This window comes from Bordetella tumulicola (genome assembly GCF_965138755.1).
In the GTDB taxonomy this organism is placed as follows: Bacteria; Pseudomonadota; Gammaproteobacteria; order Burkholderiales; family Burkholderiaceae_B; genus Bordetella_A; species Bordetella_A tumulicola.
In genome coordinates this window covers 1,137,548-1,155,686 of the sequence record NZ_CBCSFP010000001.1, presented here as the reverse complement: position 1 = coordinate 1,155,686, position 18,139 = coordinate 1,137,548, and the positions used below count along the sequence as shown (strand labels likewise).

At 57.2% G+C, this 18,139-nt stretch carries 16 protein-coding genes; 12 read left to right on the top strand and 4 right to left on the bottom strand.

Going from position 1 to position 18,139, the window contains the following annotated elements:
* Positions 1-12: 12 nt before the first annotated feature.
* Positions 13-1,275: a CaiB/BaiF CoA transferase family protein gene (locus ACNAZS_RS05380; protein WP_415786867.1), complete on the top strand. Its 1,263-nt coding sequence runs from the start codon at positions 13-15 to the stop codon at positions 1,273-1,275.
* A gap of 27 nt (positions 1,276-1,302) precedes the next feature.
* Here the strand turns inward: ACNAZS_RS05380 and ACNAZS_RS05375 are convergent, their stop codons facing one another.
* Positions 1,303-2,064 (bottom strand): IclR family transcriptional regulator, encoded by a 762-nt coding sequence (locus tag ACNAZS_RS05375; RefSeq protein WP_415786865.1) that lies wholly within the window; start codon positions 2,062-2,064, stop codon positions 1,303-1,305.
* 173 nt (positions 2,065-2,237) lie between these two features.
* Between ACNAZS_RS05375 and ACNAZS_RS05370 the strand changes: the two genes are divergently transcribed.
* Positions 2,238-3,560, top strand: a complete 1,323-nt coding sequence (locus tag ACNAZS_RS05370; RefSeq protein WP_415786863.1) for an ArgE/DapE family deacylase — start codon at positions 2,238-2,240, stop codon at positions 3,558-3,560.
* Positions 3,561-3,569: 9 nt separating this feature from the next.
* On the opposite strand, the gene ACNAZS_RS05365 is transcribed toward ACNAZS_RS05370, so the two are convergent.
* Positions 3,570-4,799, bottom strand: coding sequence for an RNA-guided endonuclease TnpB family protein (locus ACNAZS_RS05365; RefSeq protein ID WP_415786861.1), 1,230 nt, complete (start codon positions 4,797-4,799; stop codon positions 3,570-3,572).
* A gap of 137 nt (positions 4,800-4,936) precedes the next feature.
* Here ACNAZS_RS05365 and ACNAZS_RS05360 point away from each other — a divergent pair, with 137 nt between their 5' ends.
* The 7 genes from ACNAZS_RS05360 to ACNAZS_RS05330 all read left to right on the top strand — a co-directional run bounded on the left by ACNAZS_RS05360 (position 4,937) and on the right by ACNAZS_RS05330 (position 13,453).
* Positions 4,937-6,544, top strand: a complete 1,608-nt coding sequence (locus ACNAZS_RS05360; RefSeq protein WP_415786859.1) for an ABC transporter substrate-binding protein — start codon at positions 4,937-4,939, stop codon at positions 6,542-6,544.
* Positions 6,541-7,518 carry an ABC transporter permease gene (locus ACNAZS_RS05355; protein WP_415786857.1) on the top strand — a complete coding sequence of 326 codons (978 nt, stop codon included), beginning with the start codon at positions 6,541-6,543 and terminating at the stop codon, positions 7,516-7,518. Before ACNAZS_RS05360 ends, ACNAZS_RS05355 begins: the two co-directional genes overlap by 4 nt.
* Positions 7,515-8,354 (top strand): ABC transporter permease, encoded by an 840-nt coding sequence (locus ACNAZS_RS05350; RefSeq protein WP_415786855.1) that lies wholly within the window; start codon positions 7,515-7,517, stop codon positions 8,352-8,354. Before ACNAZS_RS05355 ends, ACNAZS_RS05350 begins: the two co-directional genes overlap by 4 nt.
* Positions 8,354-9,994, top strand: a complete 1,641-nt coding sequence (locus tag ACNAZS_RS05345; RefSeq protein ID WP_415786853.1) for an ABC transporter ATP-binding protein — start codon at positions 8,354-8,356, stop codon at positions 9,992-9,994. The genes ACNAZS_RS05350 and ACNAZS_RS05345 overlap by 1 nt, the downstream gene beginning before the upstream one ends.
* Entirely contained in the window at positions 9,984-11,417 is a 1,434-nt protein-coding gene (locus tag ACNAZS_RS05340) for an amidase (protein ID WP_415786851.1), read from the top strand. The genes ACNAZS_RS05345 and ACNAZS_RS05340 overlap by 11 nt, the downstream gene beginning before the upstream one ends.
* Positions 11,418-11,854: 437 nt before the next feature.
* Positions 11,855-12,922, top strand: coding sequence for an isocitrate/isopropylmalate dehydrogenase family protein (locus ACNAZS_RS05335; protein WP_415786849.1), 1,068 nt, complete (start codon positions 11,855-11,857; stop codon positions 12,920-12,922).
* A gap of 111 nt (positions 12,923-13,033) precedes the next feature.
* On the top strand, positions 13,034-13,453 hold the full coding sequence (locus tag ACNAZS_RS05330; protein WP_415786847.1) for a lysozyme inhibitor LprI family protein: 420 nt from the start codon (positions 13,034-13,036) through the stop codon (positions 13,451-13,453).
* Between the two features lie 149 nt (positions 13,454-13,602).
* Here the strand turns inward: ACNAZS_RS05330 and ACNAZS_RS05325 are convergent, their stop codons facing one another.
* A complete protein-coding gene (locus ACNAZS_RS05325) occupies positions 13,603-13,818 on the bottom strand; it encodes a hypothetical protein (protein WP_415786845.1) in 216 nt (71 codons plus the stop codon).
* A 281-nt stretch (positions 13,819-14,099) separates the two neighbouring features.
* Here ACNAZS_RS05325 and ACNAZS_RS05320 point away from each other — a divergent pair, with 281 nt between their 5' ends.
* On the top strand, positions 14,100-14,525 hold the full coding sequence (locus ACNAZS_RS05320) for a cupin domain-containing protein (RefSeq protein WP_415787089.1): 426 nt from the start codon (positions 14,100-14,102) through the stop codon (positions 14,523-14,525).
* A 166-nt stretch (positions 14,526-14,691) separates the two neighbouring features.
* Positions 14,692-15,735, top strand: a complete 1,044-nt coding sequence (locus ACNAZS_RS05315) for a hypothetical protein (protein ID WP_415786843.1) — start codon at positions 14,692-14,694, stop codon at positions 15,733-15,735.
* A gap of 25 nt (positions 15,736-15,760) precedes the next feature.
* On the opposite strand, the gene ACNAZS_RS05310 is transcribed toward ACNAZS_RS05315, so the two are convergent.
* A complete protein-coding gene (locus ACNAZS_RS05310; RefSeq protein WP_415786841.1) occupies positions 15,761-17,248 on the bottom strand; it encodes a Fic family protein in 1,488 nt (495 codons plus the stop codon).
* Between the two features lie 399 nt (positions 17,249-17,647).
* Between ACNAZS_RS05310 and ACNAZS_RS05305 the strand changes: the two genes are divergently transcribed.
* Entirely contained in the window at positions 17,648-18,103 is a 456-nt protein-coding gene (locus ACNAZS_RS05305; protein WP_415786839.1) for a copper resistance protein NlpE, read from the top strand.
* Positions 18,104-18,139 lie beyond the last annotated feature (36 nt).

Sequence of the window (18,139 nt, the reverse complement as noted above, 5' to 3'; positions counted from 1 at the left end):
GGACAGATTGCCATGCTGGACAACATGCTTAACCAGATGATGAGCCAAGCCGGTGACAAGGCTTTGTCGAATATTCGCGTGCTGGACTTGTCACGTATCTTGGCGGGACCGTGGTGCACGCAAAACCTGGCTGATTTGGGAGCTGACGTCATCAAAGTTGAGCGCCCCGGTGTCGGGGATGACACTCGAGTCTGGGGGCCACCATGGCTTCCCGTATCGGATGAAACAGACGCCACGGATTCATCCTATTATGCCGCGGCGAATCGCGGAAAACGGTCGGTGACGGTCGACATCACAACAGAGCAGGGTCAGTTGTTAATAAAACGACTAGCCATGATGAGTGATGTGTTTATCGAGAACTTCAAGGTAGGAAATTTGAAGAAGTATGGCCTTGATTATGAGTCCATCCGACGCGAGAACCCGTCGATTATTTATTGCTCAATCACAGGCTTCGGTCAGGATGGGCCTTATTCCCATCGTCCGGGCTACGATTTTGTGTTTCAGGGCATGGGCGGCATGATGAGTATTACGGGCGAAAAGGACGGTTCGCCGGGAGGAGGGCCCCAGAAGGTAGGCATTGCGCTTGCGGACATCATCACCGGCATGTATTCAACGATTGCCATCCTCGCCGCAGTCAATCATCGCGCTAAGTCAGGGGAGGGGCAGTACATCGATATGTCCTTGCTCGACAGCGTCGTCGCGCTTGGCAGTAATCAGATAACCGGCTATTTCGCTAGCGGGAAAGTGCCAGTCCGCATGGGGAACGCGCATATGAGTCTGGTGCCCTATGGGGTGTATCCCACGCACGATGGTCACATCATTATTGCAGTAGGCAACGATGATCAATGGCAGCGCTATTGCGTCGTGATGGCACGCGATGACCTAGCGGCAGATCCGGATTTTGCCAAGGTAACGGGTCGTATCGTCAACCGCGAGCGTCTGGACGTGGCACTAAAGGCGACGATGCAAACTAGGGATTCGGCTACTTGGCTGGATCTACTCGAAAAGAGTGGCGTTCCGTGCGGCCCGATAAACACCTATGACCAGGTCTTTGATAATGAGCAGGTCAAACATCGCGAACTACGTGTCGATTACGAGCGTGAGGATGGCGCACGTGTCAGTGCGGCGGCTTCACCGCTACGCTTGACCGCGACGCCGCCGACCTATGATCTACCGCCGCCGATGATTGGCCAGCACACTGATGAGATCTTGGGCGGTCTGCTAGGCCTGAATGATCAAGAGCTGACCGCACTGCGTAATGCGGCAGTGATCTAATAGCGAAATTTCACCATCCGCTTGCAGTCATTGCTTGCTGAGCGCTTGTGCGGCATTGATGACCAAAGGCCCGAAGCGTTGGGCGAAAGCCTCTGGTTTCCATTGAGATAGCAGGCCGTAGATGTGAATCGCCGCGATGGGTTGACCAGTGTGGTCTAACACGGCCGACGACACGGCGAGTTCGCCCAACAATGTTTCCTGTACGGTCATGGCAAAACCGTTCTGGCGGGCCTGCGAGATTTTTTCGCGAATGGCGCTAGGATCGGTTTGCGTGTGCGGGGTGACGGCCACCAGATCGGAGCGCGTCAGGATATCGTCGACCTGCTCGTCGGGCAGATGCGCCATGATGGCTCGACCCGCGCACGCCCGGTACATCGGCATAGAGCGTCCCACCAGGGTCGCGAAATAGTAGCGCCGTCGTGTTTGCCGGCGCAGCGCGTACACAATATTCAGGTCATCGGGCAGGCTCAGGTCCACCCCTTCGTTGGACTCTTGTTGCAACTCGATCAGCACCTGGTTGGCGCGCTCGATCAGTGGGTGGCCACGCAGATAGTCGAACGTCCGGTGCAGGATTTTCTTGCCCAGTGTGTAGCCGCGCTGGTTAGAGCCGCGTTCGAGATAACCCAGCGCCACCAGTGTGTGCAGCATGCGCAGCGTGGAGTTGCGGTCCAGATTCGAAATCTCGATCAATTCATTCAAGCTCAAGGTACCGGGTTTCACACTAAAGGCTTCAAGGATGTCGAATGCCTTGGCCACGGATTGATTGAATCGAGTATCCACACTGCTCATAGTTTGCCTCCTGCTGACGCGATAGAAATTGACGTGCTACATCCCGATGTTAGGGAAATCTCTCATCGTGGATGTCTTGTCAGGTTTGATATACAACCCTAAGATATCATTAGTAGGCACGTAAGTATCAATATTTGATACTCGTATTTTACCGACAAAACGCTGGAGGTGAAATGAGCGAAGTTCAGGCGCAAAGATTGTCAGCAGGGGATATCGAGGCGGCGGTCGATAGGCTGGAGCACTACATGACCGATACCTTGTCGCGTTTCGTGCAGTGCCGCAGCCTGCTGGGCCAGGAAATTCCGGCAGCGGAGTTCCTCGAGGCCGAATTGGCCGAGTTGGGCCTGCAAAGCGAGCGTATCGCGCTGCGTACCGAGGACATCGAAGGGCTCCCCCTATATTCGCCGGCTTGCTGCCCCGACGGCGGGCGTTTCAATGTGCTGGCATGTCATGAGCCGACGCAAAGCACCGGGCGTTCTGTGCTTTTCAATGGCCACCTGGATGTCGTTCCTACCGGCCCGGAACATTTATGGGAAGAATCGCCGTTCAAGGGCAGCTTGCATGACGGCTGGTTGTACGGCCGTGGTTCAGGTGATATGAAAGCCGGCATTGTGTGTTCGCTGGCGGCGTTCAAAGCCCTGCAGGATCTAGGTATGCAACCCGCCGCGGTGGTGGGCTTCAATGGTGTGCTCGAAGAGGAAAACACCGGCAACGGCACGCTGGCCACGATATCGGCGCTTAAAAGCGCGATCGGCGTGGCCAAGCTCAGCGCGTTCGACGCGGTGCTGATTCCGGAACCCACCCATGAGGGCTTGATGTCGGCCCAGGTGGGCGTGTTCTGGATGTACGTGGATATCATCGGCAAGCCGGCCCACGCCTCAGTAATGACGACTGGAATCAGTCCGGTAGATCTCGGGCTGCGCGTCATGGATGCGATCAGGAAGGTCGAGCACGAGTGGAACCTGCCCGAAAATCGCCACCCCGCCTATCGTGACCACGCGCATCCCATCAACTTTAATCTCGGGCAGATCCATGCCGGCGATTGGAACTCGTCGGTACCCAGTGTATGCACGCTGGGCCTGCGCTTGTCGTGCTATCCGGACATGCCGGTTGAAACGGCCAAGGCACGTATTGAAGCTTGCATACGCCAGGTCGAGCAAGAGGTCGGCCAACCCGATACCCAATTCAATATTCGCTACGAAGGCTTCCATGCGCCTGGTTGCGAGTACGACCTGGACGTACCCGCGTTGCGCCTATTGGCAGACTCGCACCGGCAGGTGGCGGGCGAAGCCCCCAAGCCTGTGGCGCTGACGGGCACGACGGACGGCCGACATTTTCATTTCATGACCGATGTGCCGGTGACCTGCTACGGACCGATCGCGCGTAACTATCACGGATTCAATGAAAACGTCAGCGTGCAGAGCATGCTGCGCGTTGCCAAGACGTTTGCGCTCTTTCTGAATGAATGGTGTGGAGTCGAACCCAAGCGCGGTTGATTCCTTCCGTTAATTCACGTCTTTCATGGGGAACACGTTGACTGCTCCCCTCCCTAAAGGGAAAGGGATTCCCACTTCACCGAACCGAGCCATTTGCGCATCAACACTCATGCACTCAGGTCTTACCGTTTCTCCATGGGCTAACACCGCCAGCCCGGCGGCTAATACGTTATGCGCGGCGTTGATGTCACGATCGTGGTCTGTGCCACATGCGGGACAGAACCACCGCCGCACGCTCAACGGCAGCTTAGGTAACACGTGTCCGCAAGCGTGGCAGCGCTTGCTGGAGGGGTACCAGCGATCCACCCGCACGACGTCTCGTCCGACCCAACGCGCTTTGTATTCAAGCTGTCTCACGAACTCAGCCCACCCGGCATCTCCGATGGATTTAGCCAGACAGCGGTTTTTCTGCATATTTGACACAGACAAGCTTTCTACGGCGATCACTTGGTTTTCGTGGATCAACCGGGTAGAGAGCTGGTGCAGGAAATCCCTGCGGGTGTCTGCGATCTTGGCATGCAGTTTGGCGACTTTCAGCTTTGCCTTGGCACGGCGAGCCGATCCGCGTTGTTTCCTGGCCAAGCGACGTTGCAGCTTGGCTAACTTGGCTTCATGTTGTCGAAAGACATGCGGCGCATTGATTTTTTCTCCGGTTGAGAGGGTCGCAAAATGAGACAGCCCCAGATCGATCCCGACACAGCTCGACGCCGGAGGTTTCTGTACCACGGCGTCATCACACAGCAGGCTGACAAAGTATCGCCCTGCCGGGTCTTTGCCGACGGTGACGACGGTGACTTTGGCAGCCTTCGGAATCTGACGGGACCAACGAATCGGGAGAACTCCAGCCATCTTCGCCAATTTGAGCGAACGGCCATCCCATCGAAAGGCACTGGCGGTGTATTCGGCCGATTGCGAGCCGTCTTTGCGTTTGAAGCGAGGGTATCTGGTGCGCTTGGCGAAGAAACTAACAAACGCCGTTTGCAAATGGCGCAGCGTTTGTTGCAGCGGAACACTGCTAACCTCGTTCAACCAGGTGTGGTCCGCCGTCTTTTTCAGCGCCGTCAGCGCAGCCGAGGTCGCGTGATACCCCAGGCGCTCTTGCCGCTGGGCCCAAGCCGTCGAACGAAGATTAAGCATGTGGTTATAGACCACGCGCACACAACCAAACGTGCGAGCCAGCGTGATCGCTTGCTCGGGCGTGGGATAAAACCGGAATCGGTAGGCACGTTTGGTTTGCATGCCCGAGATGCTATCGACGTCAAACCTAATAACGGGGTATTTACCCGGCTATCGACTCATATCAGACCGATCCTGCAGCCTGACGGCTGCGTCCCTTTCCTCCCCGGCAGGAATGCCGAGGTTTCTCGGAGCAAGTGATGAAACTGGTCAGTCAGGCCCGCCGGGCCATTGTCAAATGTGGGTTTGCATTGGCGGCTGCCGCCACGATGGCGAACCTGCCTGTGCACGCCGCCGAAACGCCGCAATATGGAGGCGTGCTTACGGCCATTCTGCATCCGGAGCCGCCCAGCCTCATTCTGGCGCTCCAGCAGGTCGCTGGCACGCAGATGATTGGCGGCAAGATCTTCGAAAGCCTGTTGACCTATTCGTTTGATCTTAAGCCGTTGCCCAGCCTTGCCAAGTCCTGGGAGGTTTCCGACGACAAGCTGACGTATACCTTCCATCTTCAGCAAGGCGTGACCTGGCACGATGGCAAGCCGTTCTCATCGGCCGATGTCGTGTTTTCGTACGAGAAGGTGCTGTCCAAGACGCCGCGTACCCGCGGCATGATGCAAAACGTCGAATCAGTCACGGCGCCGGACGCGAACACCGTGGTGTTCAAGCTGAAGGAACCGTATGCCGCGTTCCTGTACGGGCTCGACATTGGCGGTGGCGCAATCGTGCCCAAGCATCTATACGACGTGGATACTCCCATTGGCCAGAACCCGAATAACGCGCATCCGATTGGCACCGGCCCCTTCAAGTTCAAGAAATGGGAACGTGGCTCGTATGTGGAACTGGTGAAGAACGAGAACTACTGGAAGGAAGGCCGTCCGTACCTGGACGGTATTACCTATCGCGTGATTCCCGACGCCGCGTCGCGTCGGCTAGCGATCGAACAGGGCACGGTGATGCAGGCCTGGCTGCAGGATCTGGAGCCGATGGACGTGCCGCGCGTGGCGAAGCTGCCCAACATGACGCATACCAACAAGGGCTTCGAATACTGGTCGACTATGCAGTGGATCGAGCTGAACAACGCGCGCGAGCCGTTTAACGACAAGCGCTTTCGCCAGGCGTTGATGTATGCGATCAACCGCAAATTCATCGCGGAAAAGATCATGGTCGGCCAGGGGGTGCCCGCTACCGGACCGATTCACCACAACACGCGCTTTTATGATTCCAACGTCAAGAAGTACGACTACGATCCCGAGAAAGCTATTGCCCTGCTTGAGGAAATGGGGCTCAAGCCCAATGGCGATGGCGTGCGCGTCACCATCGGCATGATCCCATTGCCTTACGGTGAGATGCCGCGTCGTGTCGCCGAGTACATCAAGCAGAATCTGTCCAAAGTCGGTATCGCAGTGAACCTCGAGAGCACCGACGTGGGGGGATGGGTGTCGCGTGTCGGTAACTGGGATTACGACATGGCGGGCAATGGGGTGTTTCAGTATGCCGATCCCGCCATTGGCGTGGCCCGCACCTATGTGGGCAGCAACATTCGCAAAGGTGTGATGTTCAGCAACACGTCCCAGTACAACAATCCGAAAGTCGACGAGCTGTTCAATCTGGCCGCAAAGGCCAGTGACGATGAACAACGGCAGAGATACTACTCCGAGGCACAAAAAATCCTGGTCGAGGATGTGCCGCTGGTGTGGTTGGTGGACACCAATTACGGCACCATCTTGAACAAGCGCGTGCACGACGCCATCACGACGGGCCTGGGCGTGGTGGATACCTACAGTGATGCGTGGCTGTCGAAGGAATGAGCAAGATCGCCGGATTCCTGGGCAGGCGCGTGGTCAAGAGCATCCTGGTGCTCTTCATGATCGCCATATTCAATTTCTTTCTGGTCCGTGCCGCACCCGGCGACCCCGCGGAAATTCTGGCGGGGCAGTCGGGGGCGGCCGATGCCGAATACATCGAAAAGCTGCGCCAGGATTTTGGACTGGACAAGCCCTTGACCGTACAGCTTGCGTCTTATCTTAAAGACGTGGCTACGTTCGACTTGGGTTATTCCTATCGCCAGCAGTCTCCCGTGTCGACGCTGATCTTGGCGCACTTGCCCGCGACGCTGATACTGGCGTTGACGTCATTTGCCTTTGCGTTATTCGCAGGGGTGGGGCTGGGTATCCAGGCGGCATTGCGCGTGGGTAAATGGGGCGATACGGTCATCACGACGCTTGCCATGCTGGCCTACGCCACACCGATATTTTGGGTAGGACTGATGCTGGTGTTGGTGTTTTCGGTGCAGTTGCAGTGGTTGCCTTCCTTTGGCTACGAAAGCGTCGGCGCCAACCTGACAGGGTTCGCGCGTTTTGCTGATATCGCGCGTCACTTGATCTTGCCCACGGTCACGCTGGGCATGTTCTATATGGCGGTCTATGCACGATTGACCCGCGCGTCGATGCTGGAGATCCGCCAGCTCGATTTTGTGAAGACGGCGCGCGCCAAGGGTTTATCGGAACGCACCGTAATCATGCGCCATGTGCTGCGCAACGCTTTGCTGCCAATCATCACCTATGCGGGTATCCAGGCGGGACACCTGATAGGGGGATCTTTGCTGGTTGAAACGGTGTTCGCCTGGCCGGGCATAGGCCGGCTGGCGTTCGACGCTCTGGTACAGCGCGACTACAGCGTGTTGCTCGGCGTGTTCTTCGTGGCGTCCATTGTCGTCGTGATTGTCAATCTGCTGACCGACATTCTTTACACGATCGCCGATCCCAGGATAGAACTCAAATGAAGAACTTCTTTCGCGCGTTTTGCCACAACAAGGGCGGCCTGGTGGGCTTGACTGTTCTTGCGCTGGTCAGTTTGTTGGCGGTTTTTGCCAGTTGGATATTTCCCGATAGCCCCTGGGACATGGTGAACGCGCCGTATATGCCGCCCTTGTCCGAGGACGCCTTGCTGGGCACCGATACCCTGGGCCGCGATATCGCAAGTGGTATCGCCTATGGCGGCCGGGTCACGCTGGTGCTGGCGCTGATCTCGACGGCGGTGTCAGTTCTGGTGGGCATTACGGTCGGAGCGATCGCGGGCTTTTACGGCGGCAAGGTCGATCAAGTCATCGTCGGGTTCATCGAACTGTTCCAGACGATTCCCGGGTTTTTCCTGGCTGTCGTGCTGGTGGCTATTCTTACTCCCAGTATCAGCACTGTGATCTTCGCGATTGCGCTCGTATCCTGGCCGCCGCTGGCACGTCTGGTGCGCGCCGAATTCATGAGCATGAAGCATCGGGAATTTGTCGAGGCCGCGATCCTGAGCGGTCAGTCCAATATGCGCATTATTCTGACTCAGATACTGCCCAACAGCTTGTCGCCGGTCATCGTGTCGGGGTCACTGATGGTGGCTAGCGCGATCTTGTTGGAGTCGGCGTTGAGTTTCCTGGGGCTGGGCGATCCCAACACCATGACATGGGGATACATCATCGGCGCATCGCGCAGCGTGTTGCGCGATGCGTGGTGGATGAGTGTGTTTCCGGGCATTGCCATCCTGATGACGGTCTTGGCCTTTAACTTGGTGGGCGAGGCGCTCAACGACGCACTCAATCCCAAACTGGCCCGCAAAAGGACAAACTGATGACGGCGCTACTGGAAATCCGCGACCTGTGCGTTTCTGTCGTGCAAGACGGGCCTTCGACGCCCGTTGTCAACGGCGTGTCCTATACCGTTAATCGAAACGAAATCCTATGCGTGGTCGGTGAATCGGGCTCGGGAAAATCGGTGACCGCGCACGCGCTGATGGGGCTCTTGCCCGAGGGCGAGTTGCAGGTCAGCGCAGGCAGCATTCTTTATCGCGGACGCGAACTAGTCGGGTTGACGCCGAAAGACTGGTATGGCTTGCGGGGAAAGTCGTTTGGTATGGTTTTTCAGGAGCCCATGACTGCACTGAACCCCATCATGCGCATTGGCCGTCAAGTTGACGAAGTGCTCGAGCGCCATACTGAATTGCCGGCCGAGGCGCGTCGCGCCAAGGTACTGCAGTTGTTCCATGACGTGATGCTGCCCGATCCCGAGAAGTTGATGAATGCCTACCCATTCCAGTTGTCGGGCGGCCAGCGTCAACGCGCGGTGATCGCCATGGCCCTGGCGATGGAGCCGGATATTCTCATCGCCGATGAGCCCACCACGGCGCTGGATGTCACCACGCAGGCCCAGATCCTGGCCATGATCAAAGACATTCAGGCACGGATGGGCATAGGCGTCATTTTCATTACCCATGATTTTGGTGTGGTCGCGGAGATTGCCGACCGTATCGTGGTGATGCGCCACGGTCAGGTAGTAGAGCAGGGCGCCGCCGCCGACATTCTGAATCGGCCACAGGCGGCCTATACCCGCCAGTTGATCGCCGCCGTGCCGCATAAACCGCAGGGAAAGGTGGAGGCGGCCACGACGCCACCACTGATGGTGATCGACAGGCTACGCAAGACGTTTCGGTCGGACAAGGGACGTCAGGTACTGGCGCTCGACGATATCTCGCTGACGATTCAGCAGGGCGAGACGGTCGGATTGGTAGGTGAATCCGGGTCGGGAAAATCCACGTTGGGCCGTACCCTTACGGGCCTGATTCTTCCCGACAGTGGCAGCGTGAGAATCGATGGACGAGAGCTCGTTGGCCTGTCCACCCGTGAATGGCGCGAGCATCGACGCCAGATTCAGATGGTATTTCAGGATCCGTATGCATCGTTGAACCCGCGCCATCGCATCGTCGACGCTGTGGCACAGGGTCCCATCGCGTTCGGCGAGCCGCGTCGCAAAGCGTTGGCGGATGCGCGCGAATTGCTCGAACTCGTGGGTTTGGGTGGTGATGCCGGCGACCGCTATCCGCACCAGTTCTCAGGCGGACAGCGGCAACGGGTGGGGATTGCCCGCGCGCTGGCGCTGCGCCCTCGACTGCTTGTGGCCGATGAGGCCGTATCGGCGCTGGATGTGTCTATCCAGGCTCAGGTGCTGGAGCTGCTGAAGACGGTCAGTGGGCAATTCGATCTGTCGGTCTTGTTCATTACCCACGACCTTCGCGTTGCCGCCGAAATCTGTGATCGTATCGCGGTGATGCGGCAAGGCGAGCTGGTCGAACTGGGGCGAGCCACCGATATTTTCTATCGCCCGCAGCACGAATACACGCGTCGATTGATCGATTCCATTCCTGGCCGACAGTGGTCCAAACCGGACTTCTCCCGAGCCGATCCTTCAGAGGAAACCATTGCACATGCAACATGAAGAGTATGAATCGTTGGACGGCCTGGATATGGCTGCCCGGCTCAAGTCGGGAGACACGTCCCCCGAGGCATTGATGCGCTGCGCGGTTGAGTTGGCGTGCAGCCGGGCAACGGCACTGAATGCGTTGCGCTACGAACAGTATGAGACATCCGTCGAACTGGCGAAGTCCTGGCAACAGCGAGGCGCGTTCGGCGGTATTCCTTTCTTGTTGAAGGATTCGGGCCTGCCGTCTACGCGCTTTCCGTCCAGCGTGGGTTCGCGCCTGCTTAACGATACGACTTATGATTGCAATGGCACGCTGACAGATCGTTTCGAACAGGCAGGCCTGATCGCGTTCGCCCGCTCCACTGTGCCGGAATTCTGCATGGTGGCAACGACCGAGGCACAGGTTAATGGGGGCCCCACCCTCAATCCCTGGGACCGAAGCCGTTCGACCGGGGGCTCCAGTGGCGGTGCGGCGGCAGCGGTGGCGGCACGCGTCGTCCCGGTGGCGCATGGCAGCGATGGTGGCGGGTCGATCCGCATCCCCGCCGCATGTTGCGGCGTGTATGGCTTGAAAGCTTCGCGTGGCCGCGTACCGATGGGGCCGTTTCGGGGTGAGGGATGGGGAGGCATGGCGACCGACGGGGTGTTGAGTGTGACGGTACGAGATACCGCCGCGGCTATGGACGCCATCTCAGGTTACGAACGTGGCGCGCCGTACGCGGCCCCGCCCAAGACAGGGGCCTATTTGGATGAGGTCGTGGAATCGGCGGTCAAGCCATTGCGGATCGCCGTATGGCGCTCGGCCTGGAACGATATCGCCATTTCGCCGGAGCCGTTGCAGGCTGTGCAGCACAGCGTCGACTTACTGCACAGCCTGGGCCACACGGTCATGGATTCGGCGCCGCCGGTCATCGACTATGACGCCTTCGTGCAGGCGCATGCATGCATCTTGGCCAGCAATATTGTTCTTGCGGTGGACACGCGTCTGGGCTCGACCGGCAAGGCGTTGCAAAGCGACGACCTGGAACCCATCATGCTGTCGGGCTACGAACTGGGCAAGCGCATCACGGCGAAAGAATACATCGCCAGCGTGAACCGCCTGCACGCCATCGGTCGTGCGATGGAAGCCTACATGGAGGATTTCGATCTGATCCTTACCCCGGCATTGACCGAGTTGCCGGTAAAGCTCGGTGAGCTGTCCACGCAGCGCGGCGAGTTTCTTGATCTGCGTAAAAGGGTGTCGCGATACGCGACCTTCATGGCGGCATTCAATGCGTCAGGCCAGCCCGCCGCCAGCTTGCCGTTGTTTGCCACGCCAGAAGGCGTACCGGTCGCCACGCAATTAGTGGGGCGTTTCGGGCGCGAAGACGTGATATTGCGGGTGTCGGCCCAACTCGAACGGGCGGACCCCTGGAAACATCGCAAGCCGGCATTTTAATGTTGTCTTGATTTTGCGAGGTATGTGTGTCGCAGCCCGGTCATGGAGGGCTGTGACGCGCCCTTGATTCGACAGCGAATCCAGCGATCCACCGCGTTTGGTATGCTTGATGGCATAGTTACCTGGAGTCTCAGCATCATGCAGATCCATCGCTTGGTATCACCGCGCCTCTTGCCCGCGGCAATGTGCGCGTTGCTCGCTTCCTGCGCCCATGGGCCATCCCAACCTCCCGAGCCCGAAGTTCAGCCTCCACCGGACTATACGACGTCGGGCCCGACTACCAACGCCAATGCGCCAAAGCCTCGCCTGACCATCCAATCCGGCGAGGGGGAAAGGTTAAATCTCCCATGGTTCATCAGGGACGCACAGAATGCGATCAACGAGTAATTCTTTCTCGCGTTGTCCTGGATAGTCTGTGAAACGTGTGAGGTGTTTTCATGAAGATAGTGGTATTGCCTGGCGACGGTATCGGGCCTGAAACCATGGCGGTTGCGGTGGATGCGCTAGAGGCGGTGTCGCAACGGTTCGACCTCGGTTTGCAGTTGGATCATGACGTGGCGGGCCACGATAGCCTCAAGCGTCATGGTGCGACGGTGACGCCGGCGTTGTTGGACAAAGTCCAGGCTGCTGACGGTCTGATGCTGGGTCCCATGGCCACCTACGATTTCAAAGACGAATCAAAGGGGGAAATCAATCCTTCGAAATTCTTCCGCAAAAATTTAGATCTGTACGCCAATATTCGTCCGGCCCGTACTTATGAGGGTATGCCGGCGCGGTTAGGCGAATTCGATCTGGTTGTCGTTCGTGAGAACACGGAAGGTTTTTACGCGGATCGCAATATCGAGTCGGGCGGCAGCGAGATGCTGATCACGCCGGATGTCGTCGTGTCCTTGCGCCGTATCACCCGTCAGTGCTGCGAGCGCATTGCACGCTCTGCTTTTGAGTTGGCCATGACACGCAAAAAACACGTCACGATCGTGCATAAGGCGAATGTGCTGAAGATCGGTGACGGCATGTTCATCGATACGTGTCACGAGGTGGCTAAGGCGTTTCCCGAGGTGCGCGTGGACGATGTCATTGTCGACGCGATGATGGCTCATGTGGTGCGCGCACCCGATCGTTATGACGTGATAGTGACGACCAATATGTTTGGGGATATCTTGTCTGACCTGACGGCAGAGCTTTCCGGTAGTCTAGGGTTGGGAGGGGCGTTGAATGCGGGCCAGAACTATGCCATGGGGCAAGCGGCTCACGGTTCGGCCCCGGATATTGCGGGCAAGGATCTGGCCAATCCTGCATCACAATTATTGTCGGCGGCCATGCTGTTGAATTGGTATGGCCAGCGTCAAGAGAAACAAAAATTCCTGGATGCCAGCAAAGCGATCGAAGCCGCTGTTGCCGCCAGCATTGCATCGGGCCAGTGCACGGCCGACGTGGGGGGGCAATTAGGTACGCGTGCGGCAGGCAAGGCGGTGCTTGATCAATTGCGGGCGGCCACCCGTTAAAAAATCTGTTTGATTGGCTTGGCGAATCGAAGCGCTGCCGTCCAAGTATTTTGAGACTCACCCATGAGCGGCGTTAATGTTGACTCGCGCAAAGCTTAAAAGGAGCACTTAATGCGTACTCTCGTGTTCATCGCGCTGGTATTTTTCGGACTCGGCACTGTGGAGCCCCTCTCCAACGCGCACGCTGCGGACTGTGCCACAGCGAGTGATCAATCAACACTGAATGAGTGTGCTAGTAAGGACTACGCGAAATCGGATGCCGAATTGAACAAACTCTATAAAGAGATCCGGGGCCGTCTGAGCGATCAACCCGATGCAGTGAAAAAGCTCGTCGCAGCGCAAAAGGCCTGGATTGTTTTCCGTGATGCCGAGTGCGATTTCTCTAGCGTTCGCTCGCAAGACGGGAGTGCCTATCCAATGCTAATCCGCATGTGTCGCGATGGGCTTACCCAAACTCGCATCAAGGACTTCAAAACCTATTTGTCTTGCGAAGAAGGCGACTTGAGTTGTCCTGTTCCACCCAAGAACTAGGAAACAGTTAAGCGCAGTCCGTCTCGAGATCGCGTTGCCGCTAAGCCTCTACGAACAGCCAGTGCGTCGGTGCGATGGCCGCGCTACTGTGCGCACCGTACGGATATACATTTTATCCAGGATGCCCAAAAACGGGACCGCGTCGCTATTTATCCCAGTCCGAATCGAGCGCGGATTTCGTTCCCGCAGTTGCGATCGCCTACCGAGTAGCGATCTCCGATTTCGGCGCATTCCTCGGCTATGGATAGGGCGAAAGTAAGCAGCGATGCATGGTCTACATCGTCGAGCCCCGCCGCATCAGCAAAAGCCGAGAGTTCATCGGCGCTTAGGCCCAGTTTTTGTGAGTTGCCATCAGTGTGATCCATTCCTCGCCTCCGCGTGCGTGGGACAGCATTCATGATCTTGGTTCTGGCGTGACTGAACTTGACTCAGTGCACACGCTTTTCGACCGTTTCGGATCAAGCCAGTATAAGGGCCCGTACGGGCCGCGCAATCAATTTGTGGGACAACACCAGAATTGCGGAGCAAAATAAAAGGCCAAATCGTGGGCGTTGTCCAGCGCGGCTGAAAAACCCGCACGATAGCGCAATATGGCCGCAAGGCGCATGCGTATCCTCGGTGCATTGACCTTTGAACGGAGATAATGATGTCCCACCCCTCGAACCACACAGCCGCGCCGGCTGAGCGCGGCCAGTGCCAGGCCATCGACCTAGTCGGCAAGATCGCGCTGATCGACGGTTACTGGCAACCGCGCGTCGTCGCCGAAATGAACGACTATCAGTTTAAAGTCGTCAAGGTCGAAGGCGAGTTCCAGTGGCACCGGCATGCCGATACTGACGAGACGTTCATTGTGCTCGAAGGCGAGTTGCGCATCGATTTTCGCGCGGGCCCATTGGGTGACGGTTCGATCGTGCTGCGCGCCGGTCAGATGGCGGTGGTGCCAAAGGGCGTCGAGCATAAGCCCTGTGCAAATGCAGAAGTGAAGATGCTGTTGATCGAGCCGCGAGGCGTGGCGAACACGGGTGACGGTCCGACGGACGAGCGTACTGTCGAGAACGATCAGTGGATTTAAGGCGTCCACTGACGCATACGTAAAAAGGGATAAAAAAAGGAATGCGAACGCGACAACAAACACGGTCCCCGTACGGCCCAAACGTTCTCCCATTTTTCCAGTCTGCCGATCGGGTTGCTGGATGAAGATGTTGCCCAATAGCCTCTCGAGCAGAATCGGTGCGTTGATGCTAGTGCTTGTTCTTGGCATGATGGGCGCCGGCGTATGGCTGGATAATGAAAAGGAACAGAAAGGCTCGCACCTGCTGGCCGGTCTGGACCTGTCCGATGGCGAGTACATACTGGTCATCCAGGATGGAACCGAGACTGAAGTCAGCACTGAGACCCATCCGGCGCAGTCAGAAAGCCGGCTTGCCACGCTGATCGATGACAGAGACGTGATTGCGAAGTATCGCGGCGCCGTCGACATCAAGTCGAGCATCGTGGAATTCCTGCCGGGCGAGGGCAGGGGGGATTACTACGTGCTGTTGTTTCGCAATGGCAGGCAGGTGGCGGGCCGTTCTGTACCCAGTGCGACGCAGATTCAAGTGCCGTCTGGCCTGCGGCAGGCCGGGCGCTTGGTGCGCGAACGCCGGTTGCAGGCCGGTTGCGACGTGTTCCTGCCGGCGCTGGAGCGTTTGCAAAGCCGCAACGTCCTGTTCCGGGACGTGAGTTCGCCAAAGCCGGGAGACTGCGACTATCCGTATTATTTCAGTCTCACCCTGCCCACGGTCGTCGTGCCGGAGGGGGAGACGTTCGATGTCGATGCTTACGCGCGGGAGCGGTTCGAGCAGATCGTGGCCAATGTGCACGGGTATGTGCTTCGATTCGTAAAGCCGGTGATTGCTGTCTCGTCACCAGGGCGGATCAGCTTGGTCGACGATCGATATCATGATCTCTCGTACAACGGAGAGCCTTTAGTGTTGACCGGTTTTACGCTCTATGACATTCGGGTGACGGTCGAGGGCGATGCGGGAGTTTATTCCGCTTTGCGCGACCTGAATCTGCACCGCTATATGGCGCCGCCGCATCGCCCGGAGCGGCTGGAGCAGGCCAAGACGCAAGCCTTGTCCCGCTTAGGCCTTGATACGATGCATGAGGAGATCATCGTGAGTTTCCAGGACAAACACGCGACGGGCTATGAATATCGGCCGGACGGCGTTTTGGGGCGGCAGTATCCGCGTGTCTATGTGGGCGATTATTGGGAGGCTGTCGTACCGTCCGCTCAATAGTGGGTCGGTACGTATCCTTGCAAACTTAGTCTAGATTTAGCAATCGAAATTGCGCCGGAGATTCTTCGAAGGCATTTGTCTTTCGTAACTGAGCAAGAAGCTTGTCCAGGTGGACGTAATCAAACTGAGCGCACCAAGTCGCCGTCTTGGATATAGCCTGAATGATCGGTTCTGTTTCTTTTCCTCGAGTGAGGGCGCGAAGACAATCGACGAATTGGGGATGAAAGAGTGTCGGTATGATGACCCGGGAGCGGCCGACTCGTGACAGCTCTGCATTCATGACTAGTCGTGATATCCGGCCATTACCATCCTCAAACGGGTGCACCTCTGCAATCAGGAAGAGGTAGTAGATGGCTCGCGCCAGGCCCTCGGGCACGCTTGGTGCCAGTCGTGAGCCTTCTATCAAGGTGCCGCATACGTGCGAGGGTCTCACAAATTCTGTCGTTCCCGCGTAATTCGTCTCAAGTTTCAGTTGCCCTGGATTAACCTCGGGGCGTCGGGCGAGCATCTGCGCGTGCCATGCTCGTAGTACTTCGACGAAGTCCTCACCCACTGGTGGTACTGACCCGCGGGTTTCGGTACGGTTCGCTAGCTCAAATACACCCAGAATATCGTGAGAGTCCTTGGGACGTTGCGCCACAATCTTGTTACGCAAAACAATATCTTCTGCTTCCTCAAGAGAAAACTTGGTGCCTTCTACGTAGTTCGAAAAATAGGACTCCAGAAACGCGAAATGGATACGCGCATCGCCCGGAGCAGCAATTTCGGGAATATCAGGAAGCACGGTCACTCGTAGTGCGGTGGCAAGCACGTCGAACAGCGCCAGACGCTCGGTGTCGATGGGCGTGCCTCGGGCAATGTTGAGCCCAGCTTTCGTCTTGAGTGCACCTTTGGAATGGGTTTTTAGCAGTGCGCCAATCATGCCATTAAGAGACTCAAAGCTTTTTTTTGCGTCTAGCGGTATCGCAAGTTCGCGTATTCGGTCTCGAATTCGGTTAAGTCCCGCTTCCTTGTTCACGTTGAGCATCGCGATGAGTCGTTCTTCCACTGCTTGTGCAGACGCTCGTGTAGCTTTGGAGCCTCGGCTCATGTTTTCGAGCAATGCTCGCTCAGGTGAGGACCAATATAGGTCCAGGGCGCCCAGGCGAAAATCGCCCGCAAGTGGTGAGGGGCCTTTTGTGAGAACCAGCACCAAACCCGGGTACTTGATGCGTCGATTAAAGCGAGTGGGGTGAGAGATGACAACCTCGTTGGACGGCGTAATTCCGCTTACAAACGCGCTAAGGTGCGAAACAACAGCGCCGGGCACAGCATGAGCGGCCAACTTTTGCCAGTTGCGTCGGACCCGACCGATGATTTCTTCTTCAGAGCCCGCCTCAACGTAGACTCCGGCAGCGATGCGAAGCAACTCTCCGCTTTTCGCGCGTCGTTGAAGTTGACGGTCTGTGACGGCATCTCCGGTTGCGAACGTGACTTCTTCGAGTGGTCGTTTTTTCGCTTTTGCAGGTAGCATATTTATCCAAAATGACGTTTTATAGCTTTTATTGTATGCATTTTGTCGTTTTTCAGCTAATTTTCATTAAATGAAGCAATGTCGTTTTCTAGCTAACGATAGGCTTTGATTGGACCCAATTGTCGTTTTTAAACTTTAAAATAGACCATATAGTCGTAAATCAGCTTCTATAGCTGCGCGTGGTGAAGTGCGTGCGTATGCCGTACCCGTGCTTGAATGGAGCCCGCCCCGAGCTTGATCGAACTGCTCGATCGGGTTATTTCGCCCTCCGAGCTGGAATCAGGGAGGTGACGGCGCAGCTTGAGTATTGTCAGGCGCGGTTGAAATAGAGCGCTGTGGGTGCAAAGGGCACTCCAGCAGGCTATCGTTAGGGAAGCCGCAACGTCTCAAGGAGCTCATATGAAATCGACCGTGCCACTTTGCCTTCTCGTTGCCGTCGTGCTGACGGCCTGCGCTGGGCCGAGAGATTCTGCGCCACTCCAGCCGAGCTCCGCCCAGCATAGTGACCAGACCGACGGGCATAATGCACGCAACGCGCTGGACTGGGCCGGCACCTACGAGGGCACGCTTCCTTGTGCCGATTGCTCAGGCATTCATACCCGCCTTGTGCTGATGCAGGATGGAACATATGAACTGCAGACCCGCTACCTAGATCGTCAGTCGCACCCAACCGCAGTGAGCGGCACCTTCACGTGGCAGCCTGATGGAAGCACTATTCTGCTTGACATGTCGGGTGACGAGCAGCGCTACTTTGTGTCCGAGGGACGGCTGATCATGCTGTACCAGGATGGCACGCGACCCACCGGGCCGTTGGCGCAGCACTACGAGCTGAAGCAGGTGAGCGAGCAAAAATAACGGGTGACCCTGCCTCGTTTCCACGTACATCAAAAA